Raw genomic sequence first — 15,209 nt, forward strand, 5'->3', positions numbered from 1 at the left:
TATAAGTGCGTCTGTGATTTTTGATTGCTTTAACCTCGCACTCCCTTTTTTGAGATGTATATATCCAATGAATCGCACCATTAGTTTACTGCTGGTGACACTGGTATCCAGTGTCGCTGTTGCTGAAGAAAAACACCATGAAGACCCAACTAGAATTGTGACCAAAGTTGGCGTGGGCGTCAGTGATACAGTGACCTTGTCAGGCTCACTAGGCCTTGACGACGCGCGCATGGTTTCTGCACGGATCAGTGATAACTCTGAATGGCGTATCGGTGGCTCATGGCTATTTGATATTGGTATCGTCAACTTCAACTTCAGTAAAACCGACTACGACAATGACAGCTATCGCAATAATTACAGTGTTGGTAGCTATGTTCCGTTGACGTACTTTGATATTCAGCCGGCTGGCTGGATGCTATTCCCAATGGCGGGTTATGCCTATAATGATGGCGAGCAGGCTGTTCCTTCAGATGATATCGACGGCGAAGAGTATGTTTTGATGCGCAGCTCGAGTCATGGCGGCTATTTAGGCATGTTCGGTGTCCGTCCAATCGCCAATACCAAATGGAGTGTGATGTCGTTTGGCGGTGCTGGTGCAGGCTCTAACAGCTACTCAAGTCACTGGGTCGGTGCCGGTGTGAGCTACAAAGTGAACGACAATCTATCGTTTAACAGCTTTGGCTATTACTCAAGCGATGACTTTGGCAGCTTAAACAAGTTGAGTGGTTCATTCACCTACCAATTCTAATCCCGAATTTCAGTTTTAATCTCCGAAATTATGACTGAGTCCGATAGTCCTTGCTCACACTAATAGCTTTCCTCTCCACAGTTTGCTTATCAGAGTTTTTAGGACAGAGCGCATGCCGTTTGCATGCGCTCTTTTTTTGTCCATTGTTTTAGCGAACCGGTTTTGATTCGGAATGACTAATATGAGTGATGCTTTTTTACTTGGATTTGCGCAATACAGAAAAGCTGCATCTAGGAGTCGCCCGACCCCCAAAAAAGGAAAGAGAATCGAGATGCCTTAGCGATGGATCTCATTTTCACCAATCACGTTTCTGTGGTAAAAAAAATGCTGCAGCCCGAGACTATCAACGAGCTGCAGCAATGCTTAACTAACAATAGAGAGGGTAGTTAAAAGGAGAATTTAAGCCCCTTGTTAACAATAACCTAGCTAACAAGGTAATCGTAAACACCTTGTGCGACTGGAATACCGTTTTCTTCGCACTGAGCCTTGTACTCAACTTGTGGATCGTTTGGCGCGCGTACCTTGTCAACACCTGGAACAGGGCGCACAGCACGAAGCTCTTGCATCATCACTGCCATAGTTGCTGAGAATAGTGGCGTACCAAGACGAGTTGGGTCGATAATGATCACAAGGCTTGCCAGTTTACGCATCTTGTCATAATCACCATACATACGGTGAATATGGTTACCGAAGTTGGCTCCCATTAGTACGCCAGTCAAAGCGTCAATAGCCAGTGCGATACCTGAGCCTTTGTGACCACCAAATGGTAGAAGGTTTTCAACTTGGTGTGGATCAGTCGTTTGGTTACCATCTTTGTCTAGAGCAAGGCCTTCACCAATTTGTTGCCCCGTCTCTTTTGCGTGCAGAAGCTTACCAAATGCCGTCGCACTGGTTGCCATATCGACGATCATTGGGTGTGAGCCCTCAACCGGGAAACCAAACGCGATTGGGTTAGTACCAAGGAAACGCTCTGCGCCGCCGTGTGGTGCTACACAGGTATCGGTTTGCGTCATTGCAATTGCAATCATGCCTTTCGATGTTGCCTGTTCCATAAAGTAAGAAAGGGCACCACAGTGTGAGGTGTTTTTCACGCTTACAAAGCCAAGGCCTGTCTCTGCTGCCATTTCAATGCCGTGTTTAGTCGCAGCAATCAAAGCAGAGTGACCCATACCGTCGTCAGAATCTAGTACTGCGACTGATGGAGAAACCTGTTCGATGCTGAACTCAGCGTTTTTGTTTAGGCCGCCTGCTGCGATGCGCGTGCAGTAGTGCTCAACGCGCATGACACCATGAGAGTGAACGCCCGTTTTGTCTGCGTGTACCAATACATCAGTCACTTCCTGAGCCGTGTTTAGGTCAAGGCCAGCGGCAGTGAGCTTTTTCAATGCCAATTCGCGCAGATCAGCTTCTTTTACATTTACAGTTGTCATAATACTTATCCTAATTCTTTAGAAGTTAATCACGCCTTTAACCAAGTCACGGTTTTCTACTACGTCTTGCTTGTAGGTATTACCGAAGGTCTGGAAGTCGTAGTCTTTGTTTTTCATGATGTCTTGAGAAATTTTACCTGCCGCCATAAGTTCAATCACTTTTTCAAAGTCTTGACGGGTAGCATTACGACTACTTAGTAATGTGGTCTCTTTCTTGTGGAACGTTGGATCATCAAGAACCAAGTCACCGATATATAGGCCGATGAAGACAATCTTGCCGCCATGGCGGATAAGTTCAACGCTGCGGCTCATAGAGCCTTTATTACCAGTTGCATCAAGCACTGTGCATGGTAGGCGACCGCCAAACGCATCTTTAAGCGCTGCCTCGTAGCCTTCGTCCAATGGGTTTAGTGCTGGCACGTTCAATTTGTTCTCTACATGTTGACGACGACCTGCATCTACATCTGCAACTGCAACACTCGCGCCTTCAGCTTTAGCGATAGCCGCTGCAGCAAGACCGATAGGACCAGAGCCGACAACCAGTACATTGTTTCCTGGGCGAACTTCAGCACGACGTACCGCGTGCGCACTGATAGCGAAACATTCAACCAGCGAGCCTTCAGAGGCAGAGACATTGTCAGGTAATTTAACTAGATTATCTTCGTAAACCGCAAGGTACTCAGAGAAACCACCATCTTGGTGTACGCCGTAAAGTGACACATTCTCACAGCAGTTGGTTTTACCTTCTTCACATGCCGCACACTCGCCACATGGAATACAAGGAATGACTGAGAAACGTTCACCAGCTTGCGCCGTTTTACATGCTTCGCCTACTTTCTCAGCTGTACCACAAATCTCGTGACCTAGTACGCGTGGGTAAGAGAAGAAAGGTTGACGGCCCGCATAAGCGTGAATGTCCGTACCACAGATACCTACAGCATTGATCTTCAGTAGTACTTCGTTTGCCTCGATCGTCGGGATATCACGTTCGATGTATTCGATCGAGTTTGGTTCATTACAAATTAGAGTTTTCATTGTTTCAATCCTGGAATTCAAATTACTGAGTTAGTTCGGCAAAGATCTGCTTAATGCCGTTCTCTTCGATGCGTTCAAATGCACTCAGTGTCTGTTGCTTAAATAGTTTGTGTTGTTCTGCGTTGTCGCCAAATACTTTTTCAACCTTTAATAGCTCGTTGGCCATCTCCAGTTTGGTTGCTGCACCTTTTACAATCTCAGCGAAGGTATCAGCTAGTGGGTCAACCAACTCGCTACCGGTTTGAACCGCGTTGATCACAAAGTGCATCCAACCTGCGACAAGAACAGGTAGGCAACGGGTGGCAATACCGCGCTCATGTAGGGTTAGGAATGGGTCAACAGCACGTTGTGGCAGTTTTTGTGAGCCGTCCATCGCGATTTGACCGGTTTTGTGCTTGATATTCTGGTTACTAAAACGTGCAACAAGAAGCTCAGCATACTCATCAAGGTCAACGCTTAGGCTTGGGTTAAGTGACTTGGCTTGCTCCTCTTTCATCAGCGATAGCGTAACTTGGCGCAGTTGTGGGTCTTGCATACACTGATAGATGAACTCGTAGCCCGCGAGCGTACCGTTATAAGCAAGGAATGAGTGGCTGCCGTTTAGCATGCGCAGTTTCATCTCTTCATATGGCAGTACATCTTCAACAAGCATCGCACCAGCGGCATCCCAATCTGGTCGGCCCGCTACGAAGTTGTCTTCGACAACCCATTGACGGAAGTCTTCACAAACCACGCCACAAGGGTCACGGTAGCCAGTTTCTTGCTCGATAACGTCAAATTGATCTGGCGTCATTGCTGGAACAATGCGGTCAACCATAGTGCTTGGGAACGATGCGTTGCTTTCAATCCAATCTTTCAGTTCAGGGCTGTACAATTCAGCAAACTCTAAAACCGCATCGCGAGTTAGGTGGCCGTTCTCAGGGATATTGTCACAAGAGAGCACACTAAATGCTGGTAAACCCGCTTCTTGGCGAAGTCTTAATGCCTCGGTGATCAAGCCAATAGCCGACTGTGGTGCTTGTGGCTGTTGTAGATCGTGTGCGATAAGTGGGTTGTTAACATCTAAGCGACGAGATTGTGGGTCAACGCAGTAACCTTTTTCCGTGATAGTCAGAGAAACGATTTTGACTTGCGGCTCAATCAGCTTATCGATTGCGGCTTGTATACCGGTATCCGGCGTGTGAATAGATTCTGTTACGGTGCGAACTAGGCGAGTTTCTGTTTCTGTTGCGGATTTCTCAACAACGGTAAACAGGCCTTGTTGGGCATTTAAGTCGTTAATCAAATCAGATGGGCCAAACATATTGATTTCACAGATACCCCAGCGAGAGCCTGTGATGTCATTTGTCAGGTCGTTATAAACAGCCTGATGACCGCGGTGAAACGCACCAAAACCGATATGCACGATATCTGTTGTTAATTCTTCACGAGCATACGTTGTTTGGGTGGTGTATCTCGCTTTTTCAATATCTAAACTGTTCATGTTCAACCTTAGAAGTTAATTGATTAACCAATGAGTAGATTTATACTGCTCAATCAGACTGATTTCAGTGACCAAAATCACACATAAGCTACCAAATGTCAATATCTGGTTAACCAGTAATGTGTTTTGGCAATTTTTGTGACGGTGGTAGCGTTTTCAGCCGGCGATATTATGGCTAGTAATTCGCTGTTAGAGCCGATGGTGCTTATAGATAGGAAATGTGATCTAAGTTGGTAAATCTTATGTGTAATTGGTTGACCATGAGTGTGATGTTACATACTATTTGACTTAAGTGGTTACCATATAGTTATTTGGGGCCGGAATTTAAGATTGTCGAGATAGAAATGACAAAAGAAGGGAGAGATAGACTCGATGAACAGCACAGGATTTAGCGAAATTCTAAGTTTTGGTGAGCCAATGTTTGAGTTCAGCCAAGTTGCTGAAGCGGGTACGGGTTCTGCAGACTTTTTAAGTGGTTTTGGGGGAGATGCCTCTAACTTCGCTATTGCAGCAGCGCGTCAAGGTGCGTCGGTTGGTATGTTGACTCAACTGGGGGATGATGAATTCGGCAAACGATTCTTAGATCTTTGGCAAGAGCAGGGCGTTGATGCAAAAGTGGTTAAAACGTTACCCGGCGTCGCGACTGGTGTGTACTTTATTACCCACGATGAAGATGGCCACCATTTCTCTTTCTTACGAAAAAATTCAGCAGCGAGCCGCATTACACCACAAGATTTACCACAGCAAGCCATTGCTAACGCTAAGCTCCTGCACGTCACCGCGATTACTCAAGCAATCAGTGACTCTAGCTGTGATTCGGTATTTGCTGCAATCGAGACAGCCAAGGAAAACGGTACACTAGTCTCTTATGATACCAACCTACGTCTCAAATTGTGGTCGCTACAGCGCGCTCGCGCGATCATCAATGAAACTGCTTCATTGGTTGATATCTGCTTCCCAAGCCTCGATGAGGCCCGCTTAGTAACCGGTCTCGAGCAGCCAGACGATATTATCGACTATTACCTGAAGTTGGGTGCCAAAGTTGTTGTTCTTAAGCAAGGTGGCGACGGTGCGACGGTAGCTGATGGTAACCAACGTCACTTCGTTCGTCCACACAAGGTCACTCCAGTGGATGCAACTGCGGCGGGCGACTCTTTTGCTGGCTCATTCTGTACGCACTTTGTTAATGGTGAGCCACTTGAGAAATGTCTGGCTTATGCGAATGCAACCGCATCAATCACAATTACAGGCTATGGTGCTGTTGCGCCACTACCGAGTTTTGACCAAGTGTTGGCAAGACTCGAAGAAGCGAAATAAGGGAATATTATGAACGACTTAAATAAACGCTTGGCGGAACTGAAGGTGGTTCCAGTGATCGCACTGGACAAGGCTGAGGATATTCTTCCACTTGGTAAGCAACTTGCTGAAAATGGTCTTCCGGTTGCTGAAATCACCTTCCGCTCAGATGCGGCAGCGGAATCTATCCGTTTATTGCGTAAAGCCTACCCTGAAATGCTGATTGGTGCAGGTACGGTACTGAACGAAGCACAAGTTATTGAAGCAAAAGAGGCTGGTGCCGACTTTATTGTTTCTCCAGGTTTGAACCCGAACACAGTAAAGGCGTGCCAAAAGCATAATATTACTATCATTCCAGGTGTAAATAACCCTTCTTTGGTTGAACAGGCGCTAGAGCTCGGTATCGACACAGTCAAGTTCTTCCCTGCTGAGGCTTCTGGTGGTCTTGCGATGCTGAAGTCTTTACTTGGTCCATATCAACAGCTCAAGGTGATGCCTACGGGTGGGGTGAGCCCTAAGAATATCCACGATTATCTAGCCTTGCCTGCTGTACTTGCGTGTGGCGGTACTTGGATGGTTGATAAATCACTGATTAACGATGGCGCATGGGATGAGATTGGTCGTCTTGTGCGTGAAATCGTCGCTAACGTTTAAGACAGGTAGTAGTAGTAATGAACACAGCAATTAAGAATATTGAAACCAAACTGTTTAAGATCCCGTTGAAAGAGATTTTGTCTGATGCAAAACACGGCGATCACGACCACTTTGAACTGATCACTACCACCATTACTTTGGAAGATGGTTCGCATGGTACTGGCTATACTTACACTGGTGGTAAAGGTGGTTACTCAATTAAGGCAATGCTTGAGCATGACATCCAGCCACACTTGATTGGTAAAGATGCGACTCAAATTGAAGAGATCTACGACTTTATGGAGTGGCATATTCACTACGTTGGTCGTGGTGGTATCTCAACTTTTGCGATGTCATCGGTAGATATTGCCTTGTGGGATCTCAAGGGTAAGCGTGAAGGTTTACCGCTGTGGAAGATGGCTGGTGGTAAAAACAATACCTGTAAAGCCTACTGTGGCGGTATCGATCTCCAGTTCCCGCTAGAAAAGCTGCTTAGCAATATCCGCGGCTATCTAGAAAGCGGCTTCAATGCCGTGAAGATCAAAATTGGTCGACCAAATATGCAAGAGGATATCGATCGTATTAAAGCGGTCCGTGAGCTGATTGGCCCAGATATCACTTTCATGATTGATGCTAACTACTCTTTGACGGTTGACCAAGCGATTGAATTGGCAAAAGCGGTAGAGCAGTACGATATCACTTGGTTTGAAGAGCCAACCTTGCCTGACGACTATAAAGGTTTCGCCAAGATCGCGGAAAACACCACGATTCCACTCGCTATGGGAGAGAACCTCCATACTATTCATGAGTTTGGTTATGCGATGGATCAGGCAAAACTTGGTTTCTGTCAACCTGACGCATCAAACTGTGGCGGTATTACTGGTTGGTTGAAAGCCGCTGAGTTGATCACCGAAAACAACATTCCGGTCTGTACACACGGCATGCAAGAGCTACACGTAAGCCTGGTTTCCGCTTTCGATACCGGTTGGCTAGAAGTACATAGCTTCCCAATTGACGAATACACTAAACGACCACTGGTTGTTGAAAACTTCCGTGCAGTGGCTTCGGATGAGCCAGGTATCGGTGTTGAGTTTGACTGGGATAAGATTGCTCAGTACGAAGTATAATTTGGATCAAGGTTTATATCTAGCGTGCTGGTCCTGATTCGACCAGACTGTGTAATATTTTCCACTAACGGCCCTCCATAGGGCCGTTTCTTTTTGCCAAACAGCTATTCGACACGTAATGAAATAGAATAAGCTTTGCGCTTTCTCGGTCTGTTAAAACTTTGACCCTTTTTGCAGTGGGTAGTGTATCTAGCAATACTGTGATATCGCATCACTTGACTAAGCCATCTGACAATCGCCTGTCATCATAGATAGAAACTTCGACCCATATTATGGACAGAAAAAAGCCCGAGCAAAGCTCGGGCAAAAGGACAGAAGGTAATGAAGCGAAGTTAACTAAGACTGGTAACGACGCTTGTACATACTGCCATGTAGGCGTTTAGCGGCATCTGTCATTGCTTCATATGGCGTGTCGGCCACTGAGACGAAGCCAACATTGTAGTTTTCACCATCATAAGAGCGGCCAGTGATTGGCGAATCTAAGTATTGGAACCAATGCGCACCCACGAAGTAGGGGTTGTCGATCACAGAGTGCATATACGCTTCATACATCGCACCGCGCTCAACTTGGTTGTCAGCGGTAACAAGCCCCGGGTGGTAGAAACCAACGTCTTTAGAGCCAATGTGGAACTCACCAATGATGCTTGGCATATCGACTTCTGCCAAGAAGCCCCAAGCTGCTGGGTGTAGACCTTCTTTGTAGTAGTTGTAGCTTACCACATCACAGTATTTCGCGGCGGCACGGACTACGTCAGGTGTCATGCCCCAGTCAGCGAAGCGACAACCTAGGTATAAGTGATTAGGCAGTTCTGCTTTTAGCGCTTCACGAACGACTTTGAAATACTGACTTGCATAGGCTTCAAGTAGGATTCCATAATCGGCCAGCTGTGCTTCATTGTGTTCAAGATCCTTAACACCGCTGCTGACTTGTTCCCATGATGCAATCGTGGTGCCCCAGCTTTGGTTTAGTGCATCAATAGTGGTGTACTTGTCTTGCAGTACCGACACGAAGACGGCTTTAGTTGGGCACTCAGCCGCATCTCGGCCTAGAGTGTGGATAGCAATACCGTGTTGCCCCGCAATGGTGCCCATACGGCCCCAGCTTTTTTCGTTATCGATAAAGACGCCGACACACCAAGGAGAGTCTTGGATCTCTTCACGAACTTGCTTAACCGTAACCTCTGCACGCTCTTTAAACAGTGGGTCAAACGGATCTGGCAATGGTGACCAGAAATCATCGCCGCTACTCACGGTCTTGAACGCGCCGATGATCCAACCGTTTGCAAAGAAAGGAACTTTCTCGTTAGAGTAAAACTCAGGCGCTGTCCAGTTGCCTAGCGAGGTGAAGCCCCAATTAAGCATGCGGTCCATGGTCACTTCACGCCATTTTGTCAGGTAGTCTTCACCATATTTACGCTGCAAGTTAGCCGCGTAAAAACTATAAGTTTCACCTTGGTCAAGTGCCCCTTCAAAGTTTTCTCGCATATAAGCGTAGTGTTGGCCCAGTGGCTCATCATAGCTTGGCAACCATTCAAAGCAGTCACGACGTACATCGCTGCCGACAAACGCCGTTCTCTTCGCTTGCATAGAGACTTCCAGCTTCTCAATAGAGTCCTCTGGAGTTAAGTCGTCTGGAGAGCGCTGCTCAACCAAAGAGTGGTCGTAATCGACGCCAGTTTGGGTATAAGCGTTAGCAAGGCGGATAACATCGATACCGGTAGCGAAATATGGGTAACCCTCTGGGTCAACTAACGACCACTTGCCATCGATCTTTTCTGTGCGGAAGAAGCCCGTTGCCTCATAGCGCTTGCCTTCCTTATAGCCACCAAATTTAGAGCGATCTGGCATTGCCCCTTCTTTGAGCTGCTGAAGCTCCCGAGCGGTAAAGTCGGCAAGCTCTTGATCATTGTGGACCTTTTCTGGGTACTCGGCTGAGGTATTTTGTCCGTATTGGTCGATCACCTGAGATAGGAAGTCTGGCTTGATCGCTGGGCTCAGCATTAGACGGAAGTTAGACAGGTCAAGCTCGTGATCGATGAGCGTGCCGTGGACACTAAGTTCAATCTGCGCAATGTCACTGAGGTCAATGTTCATTAGCCCCCACATCCACGTTGCGTAAACGAACGGGCTTTCCCAAGGTGCTGGATTTGAACGGAGACCGGAGGAATAGTTGGTGTTGCCTTTTAGATACTCACCCTTAAGCTCACACATATAAGTGTTTGATGAACTACCCGCAACGTTGACACAGCGACTATGCATTTGGCCTTTACGATCAAAGATATTGATGAAAACTTGCGTTGAGCGTTGGTTCAAATTATCAACATCGAAAGCGAAACAGAAGCTTGGCATGTCACTCCAGTCCCATGTTTCTCCTTCGCTTGGCTCAATAAACACTGAAGTGTACATATTTTCAGCACTTTTGCATTTTATGTTCAGTTTAGCGGCTGAAGTCATGTTGGCATCAATATTATTAAAACGAAAGGCTGCTGGTAGGGTATTGGCGGTAAAGTCGAACAGTGACGCAGAACGGTCATGTTCTGAGTACTCTACGACGTCCTTAAGGGTTGGTCTCATTGTAATATCTCTCATCTTGGATAGTTCATCACTGTTACTTTAAAACCTAAAGGAATTTTTGTTAACCAATTAATTGATTTGTCCAACCAATATATGATCGCTCTCTCACTCCGACTTCTATGATTTGAAAGCAAAATATGAGTGTAAACGATACCTCCTTAAAATAGTTTGAAAATGCCAAAAATGAGTCTATGCGTTGGATTGGTGTACTGATACAATGATTTACAGTTAACTTATTAACAATACAATAGGATGAATAGTCCTAAGCTATAATTGGATTGTACTTATGAAGCAAACAACAAAGCGCCGTTACTACGATATCGGACTACAAATCGAAAATCTGCTTTACTCTGGGGTGTTTAGAGCAGGTGAACGTCTTCCATCAGAGCGAGAATTAAGCGAACGCTTTGAGACTAGTCGGGCGACTATCCGCGAAGCGATCATTATGCTTGAGTTGAAAGGGTTGGTGATTGTAAGACAAGGCGCCGGAATTTACTTTATCGACTCTCCTGAGAAAATAACCAAGAGCACGATCGTTCCGCACAACGATGTGGGTCCCTTTGAGTTGTTGCAAGCCAGACAGATTATCGAGAGCAATATAGCCGCTTTCGCTGCTACACAAATTAAGATTAATGAACTAAGGGAATTGAAGCGTGTTTTGCAAGAGCAAGAGCGAGAATTAAACGGTGACAGCGAACTGTTTGAAGAATTAGACCGTCAATTTCACACATTGATTGCCGAATCGACCCAAAATCGAGTTCTAATCAATCAAGCTGGGGAGATGTGGCGAAGTGTTCGTACGCAAAATCCACTGTGGAAGGCACTTAATGATAAGTACCTACACGAAGAGAGTTTACGTCAAGCATGGCTCAATGATCATAAAAAAATATTTCTAGCGCTACAAAAACGAAATCCAGAAGAAGCGCGACAGGCTATATGGGATCATATGGAAAATAGTAAGCAAGAGTTACTAAAAATTGCGAGTAGTGGTGATGTCGAAGCCGACTTAGATGACTATTTCTTCGCGATGGATTTAGAAATATAAGCGAAATGTGTTAGATGAATCAAAAGGATGTTGAATCACTATAATAGGCTGGGCAGAAAATTTAGTCAGTACAACCACTATCCCTCGTTATAACCACTATGAGCAGTGAGCTAAGAATACTACAATAAACGCTCGCTCAAGCTCATATCGGCATAGAAGTGCGTGTTCTTCAGTTTGAGCAGCACTTGCCTTGCCATGAACGCTAAGTCTAGTTTAGCGCAAAGGCAATAACAGCATAATTAACATCTAAAACAATAGTTTTTAGTTGAGCTAACCAAACTTGAGCCGCCACCCTTTCTGTGTTTAAAAGCCTACCGACTACTTGCATTGAGTCAAGGTCATTAGTTGCGGACAAATAATATATTTTTCCCTCAATTGTTTCCCCATAGGGTAGCTTAACCTACTGATATAGAGGCACACCTTCTTGAATGCCTGAGTTTAAAACTCACAAGGTTCAATATTAATATTTCTCACTATTCAGATTTCACCTTATTCGTTACCATTCCCTCTAAGCTTTAGACCTAAATTGTGGGTGTGAGCCAGACTAAGATCTTAGCTGATCGACACATAAATGAGATAGAAAAAAAGGCCTAGCGACGACGCTAGACCTTGTTAGCTAATAGCAGATAGATACTATCGAATAATTCGACAGCTATATTCTTACTTTAGGTTTTTCGCAACAGTTTTATCCCAACGTTGCAGAATCTTATTATAATCTTGATCCGGTTTAAGCATAAATGCAGTAATATCGTTCGGCATATCCGCACCAAGGTCAGCAGGCATGTTGCCAACTGGGAATGTGATCAAACGACCTTCTGAGCGAGCGTCTTCATATGGCTTAGCTAATGCAGGGACGCCAGAGGTACCGTTCTGCAAAGTAGTGATCGCAGTATCTGCCTCAAGGTATACTTTGAGGTTGTCATCATTCATCCAAAAGTCGATCCATTTCTTCGCTGCTTCTACGTCACCAGAGTCTTTTGGAATAGCCCAACCAGGACCGTTGTAGTCCATTACGATCGATTTAGTGCCATTAACAGCAGGGAATGGGTGGAGTGAGAAATTCTCTGGCAAAGAATCGTTACTAAATGGTGTGATATTCCACATGCCTTGAGGCAACATAGCAACACGACCTGCCTGGAAGGTAGTTAGTGCAACTGACCACGGGTCTGTACCGGCTGATACCATAGGATCGAAACACTTAGCATCGATCATTTTTCTCATGCCTTCAAAGGCTTGCTTCATCGATGGGTCATCAGCAAATTTCGCTTCCCCAGAGACAAATCGATCCATGCGACCCAAGTCAGGGTTGTTACCGTCTGCTAGCGCCATGGTTAAGAAATAGACATAAGGGGTCCAACCACCGTTATTTGCAGCCAGAAGCATAGGCTGGATCCCTTTCTCGTTCAGCTTGCCACAAACGTTCACTAGCTGATCAACGGTCTGTGGGTAGCTTTCGATCCCAGCAGATTCGAACAGATCATCGTTTACATAGACACCCATACCCGATACTTGAAGCATAGAGTAATAGACAGTATCACCTAGACCAAGATATGGTTGCAGCTTAGGCTGAACGCGCTCGACAAAAGGTTGATCATTCAAAGGAAGAAGCTGGTTATTACCCCCCCAGTGTTGGATAAACTCACGGTCTACCATAACAACATCAGGTGGATTGCCTGCTTGCATTCGGGCAGGAATGCTAGTGACCATATCATTACGTGCCATGTAATTAAGTTTGACCTTAATTCCAGGGTTTTCTTTTTCAAAGCGCTCGATGATTGTAGGGAAGTTTGCCACCTCAGCACCAGCCCCTTTCCAGCTGGCTACTTCAAGTTCAACTTGCTTAGCGTAAACGCCTGAAGCTGCTAATAAACTAGTGCTAATTGCTAAAGCTAAAGAGATTTTTTTTGATTCCATGTTACTAGATTTCCTTAAATTTGATTAAATAAGCTTTGTAATTGTTATCAAAAATTATGCGTAAGACATTACCAACGCGTGTAGACATAACTTAATGCGTGTTTGCTTGAACTAATACCTCCAATTTATTGGAGGGCAGACCAGAGGCTGCCCTCATCATGATTATTTTACCGCACCTGCAGTCATTCCATTCACAATCTGCTTTGACAGGGTGAAGAAGACAACAAGCAATGGCAATGATGCCAGAACAGCTGCAGGGAATAATTGAGTAGGATCCACCGAGTAGGTTCCCAAGAATCTCAGCACTGCAGGCATTATGGTTAATTTACTTTCAGATGTAATAAACAAAAGCGGGTTTACTACATCATTCCATACACCAAGTGTGATGAAAATTGCTAAGGTGCCTGTAATTGGTTTCAGCATCGGGAAGATGATATACCAATAGGTTTTAAGGAACGTTGCGCCATCTAATGTTGCAGCTTCCTCTAGCTCCTTAGGAATTGCTTTCATGAAACTTGTATAGAAAAACACACCCAGAGGCAAGTGACCCACAGTGTAAACAAGGATTAGACCAACATATGTATCTAGAAGCCCTAAGTCACGAATAAATAGATACAAAGGTGTTAGTGCAGCGAATGGTGGAATAACCATACCAAGCATAAATAAAATATAAACAGTACTACTCAATTTACTGCGAATACGAGCCAATGGGTAAGCAGCAAGTGATGAGATTATTGCTACACAAATAATAGTAGCAAGGGTAATACCAATTGTATTGAGTACTGTACCAAAATAGTTCATATCCGCAATTACATTAACGTAATTTGAGAAGTGCAGCTCGTTTGGTAAGCCCAAAGGATCAAGCATGATCTCTCGGCGACTTCTGAAAGACATGAACAACATGTAGAACACCGGTGACAAAATAATCATTGTCACTACTGTCATCAAGGTGATTAACGAACCTTGCTTTAGATTTCTCGGTGTCAGTAGTTTGATAAATTTATTGGCACCTTTTTGCCCATCGGGTAGTGCACGTTGTACTTTATGTGATGTTATAGAACTCATTAGATACGATCCTCGCGTGCTCGAAGGTAGCTGTTTTGAATGATGGTAATTCCTGCAACAAGGAAAATCATGACAACGGAAAGTGCAGCGGCTGAGCCGTACTTAAACTCTTGGAATATCAACTGGAAGATCTTGAGGCCAAGGGTCATAGTTGCATAGTCCGGTCCACCTGATGTCATAATAAACGGGAATTCGAATGACTTTAGAGTACCGATGGTAGCAAGCGTGATATTGACCGTGATAGCGGGTGCTAGAAGTGGAATATCGATATGGAAGAACGATTTAATTGGTGAAACACCATCGACGCGGGCTGCATCTTTAACCTCAGTAGAAATGCCAGAATAACCAGCCAAGAAAATTGCGGTCGAGTAACCAACGAACATCCAAACATGAACCGTTGCAACCGATAACAGCGCTATCGAAGAGTCGCCTAGCCAGACCTGTTGTAAACTACTCATGCCAAACGAGGCTAACAGTTCATTCAGACCTCCGCCCATTGGCGCATAGAGGTACTGCCATACATAACCCGCGATCACTAGTGACAGCATTGATGGTACCAGCAACGCTGTTCTTAGTGCGTCTCTGACCGCAGGAATACTATTAAGAATCGCGGCAAATATAAGACCTAGGCCATTTTGGAATACGACAACAACTACGCCATAAACTAGTGTGTTCTTTAGTACTTGGACATAACGCTGGTCAGAAAAAATTTCTCGATAGTTGTCTAATCCTACCCAGGTTGCTTCGCCGACACCTGCGTATTCAGTCATCGACAAAGATATCCCTTTCATAAGTGGATAAATTGTAAAAGTAATAAATAAAAATAGTGCCGGAAGAAGGAAATACAACCTTTTGTCGA

Annotated in this window: 12 protein-coding genes; 5 read left to right on the plus strand and 7 right to left on the minus strand. The window is 45.1% G+C overall.

Going from position 1 to position 15,209, the window contains the following annotated elements; translation table 11 throughout:
* Positions 1-67 precede the first annotated feature (67 nt).
* On the plus strand, positions 68-748 hold the full coding sequence (locus ACZ5R2_RS18805) for a hypothetical protein (protein WP_464903082.1): 681 nt from the start codon (positions 68-70) through the stop codon (positions 746-748).
* A 422-nt stretch (positions 749-1,170) separates the two neighbouring features.
* Here the strand turns inward: ACZ5R2_RS18805 and ACZ5R2_RS18810 are convergent, their stop codons facing one another.
* Genes ACZ5R2_RS18810 through ACZ5R2_RS18820 form a run of 3 tightly spaced genes read right to left on the minus strand, consistent with a single transcriptional unit; the run spans position 1,171 to position 4,696 of the window.
* Positions 1,171-2,178: an Ldh family oxidoreductase gene (locus tag ACZ5R2_RS18810; protein ID WP_464903081.1), complete on the minus strand. Its 1,008-nt coding sequence runs from the start codon at positions 2,176-2,178 to the stop codon at positions 1,171-1,173.
* A gap of 18 nt (positions 2,179-2,196) precedes the next feature.
* Positions 2,197-3,213, minus strand: a complete 1,017-nt coding sequence (locus ACZ5R2_RS18815; protein ID WP_464903080.1) for a zinc-binding alcohol dehydrogenase family protein — start codon at positions 3,211-3,213, stop codon at positions 2,197-2,199.
* A gap of 22 nt (positions 3,214-3,235) precedes the next feature.
* The gene (locus ACZ5R2_RS18820; RefSeq protein ID WP_464903079.1) at positions 3,236-4,696 is read right to left on the minus strand and encodes a mannitol dehydrogenase family protein; all 1,461 of its coding nucleotides are present in this window, start codon (positions 4,694-4,696) and stop codon (positions 3,236-3,238) included.
* A 372-nt stretch (positions 4,697-5,068) separates the two neighbouring features.
* On the opposite strand from ACZ5R2_RS18820, the gene ACZ5R2_RS18825 reads away from it, so the two are divergent.
* Genes ACZ5R2_RS18825 through ACZ5R2_RS18835 form a run of 3 tightly spaced genes read left to right on the plus strand, consistent with a single transcriptional unit; the run spans position 5,069 to position 7,752 of the window.
* Positions 5,069-6,013 (plus strand): sugar kinase, encoded by a 945-nt coding sequence (locus tag ACZ5R2_RS18825; protein ID WP_464903078.1) that lies wholly within the window; start codon positions 5,069-5,071, stop codon positions 6,011-6,013.
* Between the two features lie 9 nt (positions 6,014-6,022).
* Positions 6,023-6,646 carry a bifunctional 4-hydroxy-2-oxoglutarate aldolase/2-dehydro-3-deoxy-phosphogluconate aldolase gene (locus ACZ5R2_RS18830; protein WP_464903077.1) on the plus strand — a complete coding sequence of 208 codons (624 nt, stop codon included), beginning with the start codon at positions 6,023-6,025 and terminating at the stop codon, positions 6,644-6,646.
* Between the two features lie 17 nt (positions 6,647-6,663).
* Positions 6,664-7,752: a 3,6-anhydro-alpha-L-galactonate cycloisomerase gene (locus ACZ5R2_RS18835; protein WP_464903076.1), complete on the plus strand. Its 1,089-nt coding sequence runs from the start codon at positions 6,664-6,666 to the stop codon at positions 7,750-7,752.
* A gap of 336 nt (positions 7,753-8,088) precedes the next feature.
* Here ACZ5R2_RS18835 and ACZ5R2_RS18840 read toward each other — a convergent pair whose 3' ends face one another.
* Entirely contained in the window at positions 8,089-10,326 is a 2,238-nt protein-coding gene (locus ACZ5R2_RS18840; RefSeq protein WP_464903075.1) for a beta-galactosidase, read from the minus strand.
* A gap of 286 nt (positions 10,327-10,612) precedes the next feature.
* On the opposite strand from ACZ5R2_RS18840, the gene ACZ5R2_RS18845 reads away from it, so the two are divergent.
* Complete coding sequence (locus tag ACZ5R2_RS18845) at positions 10,613-11,371, plus strand: FCD domain-containing protein (protein ID WP_464903074.1); 759 nt, start codon at positions 10,613-10,615, stop codon at positions 11,369-11,371.
* Positions 11,372-12,031: 660 nt separating this feature from the next.
* On the opposite strand, the gene ACZ5R2_RS18850 is transcribed toward ACZ5R2_RS18845, so the two are convergent.
* From ACZ5R2_RS18850 to ACZ5R2_RS18860, 3 genes are all read right to left on the minus strand, one after another.
* Positions 12,032-13,285, minus strand: a complete 1,254-nt coding sequence (locus tag ACZ5R2_RS18850) for an ABC transporter substrate-binding protein (protein WP_464903073.1) — start codon at positions 13,283-13,285, stop codon at positions 12,032-12,034.
* A 162-nt stretch (positions 13,286-13,447) separates the two neighbouring features.
* Positions 13,448-14,350: a carbohydrate ABC transporter permease gene (locus ACZ5R2_RS18855; RefSeq protein WP_464903072.1), complete on the minus strand. Its 903-nt coding sequence runs from the start codon at positions 14,348-14,350 to the stop codon at positions 13,448-13,450.
* The gene (locus tag ACZ5R2_RS18860; protein ID WP_464903071.1) at positions 14,350-15,120 is read right to left on the minus strand and encodes a carbohydrate ABC transporter permease; all 771 of its coding nucleotides are present in this window, start codon (positions 15,118-15,120) and stop codon (positions 14,350-14,352) included. The genes ACZ5R2_RS18855 and ACZ5R2_RS18860 overlap by 1 nt, the downstream gene beginning before the upstream one ends.
* Between the last annotated feature and the right edge of the window lie 89 nt (positions 15,121-15,209).

The organism is Vibrio sabulosilitoris (assembly GCF_055391395.1).

Bases quoted from the DNA above. Each gene is read 5' to 3' on its own strand.
- ACZ5R2_RS18825 (WP_464903078.1), top strand. From the start codon at position 5,069: ATGAACAGCACAGGATTTAGCGAAATTCTAAGTTTTGGTGAGCCAATG.
- ACZ5R2_RS18810 (WP_464903081.1), bottom strand. From the start codon at position 2,178: ATGACAACTGTAAATGTAAAAGAAGCTGATCTGCGCGAATTGGCATTG.
- ACZ5R2_RS18840 (WP_464903075.1), bottom strand. From the start codon at position 10,326: ATGAGACCAACCCTTAAGGACGTCGTAGAGTACTCAGAACATGACCGT.
- ACZ5R2_RS18850 (WP_464903073.1), bottom strand. From the start codon at position 13,285: ATGGAATCAAAAAAAATCTCTTTAGCTTTAGCAATTAGCACTAGTTTA.
- ACZ5R2_RS18835 (WP_464903076.1), top strand. From the start codon at position 6,664: ATGAACACAGCAATTAAGAATATTGAAACCAAACTGTTTAAGATCCCG.
- ACZ5R2_RS18860 (WP_464903071.1), bottom strand. From the start codon at position 15,120: ATGACTGAATACGCAGGTGTCGGCGAAGCAACCTGGGTAGGATTAGAC.
- ACZ5R2_RS18845 (WP_464903074.1), top strand. From the start codon at position 10,613: ATGAAGCAAACAACAAAGCGCCGTTACTACGATATCGGACTACAAATC.
- ACZ5R2_RS18820 (WP_464903079.1), bottom strand. From the start codon at position 4,696: ATGAACAGTTTAGATATTGAAAAAGCGAGATACACCACCCAAACAACG.
- ACZ5R2_RS18855 (WP_464903072.1), bottom strand. From the start codon at position 14,350: ATGAGTTCTATAACATCACATAAAGTACAACGTGCACTACCCGATGGG.
- ACZ5R2_RS18830 (WP_464903077.1), top strand. From the start codon at position 6,023: ATGAACGACTTAAATAAACGCTTGGCGGAACTGAAGGTGGTTCCAGTG.
- ACZ5R2_RS18815 (WP_464903080.1), bottom strand. From the start codon at position 3,213: ATGAAAACTCTAATTTGTAATGAACCAAACTCGATCGAATACATCGAA.
- ACZ5R2_RS18805 (WP_464903082.1), top strand. From the start codon at position 68: ATGAATCGCACCATTAGTTTACTGCTGGTGACACTGGTATCCAGTGTC.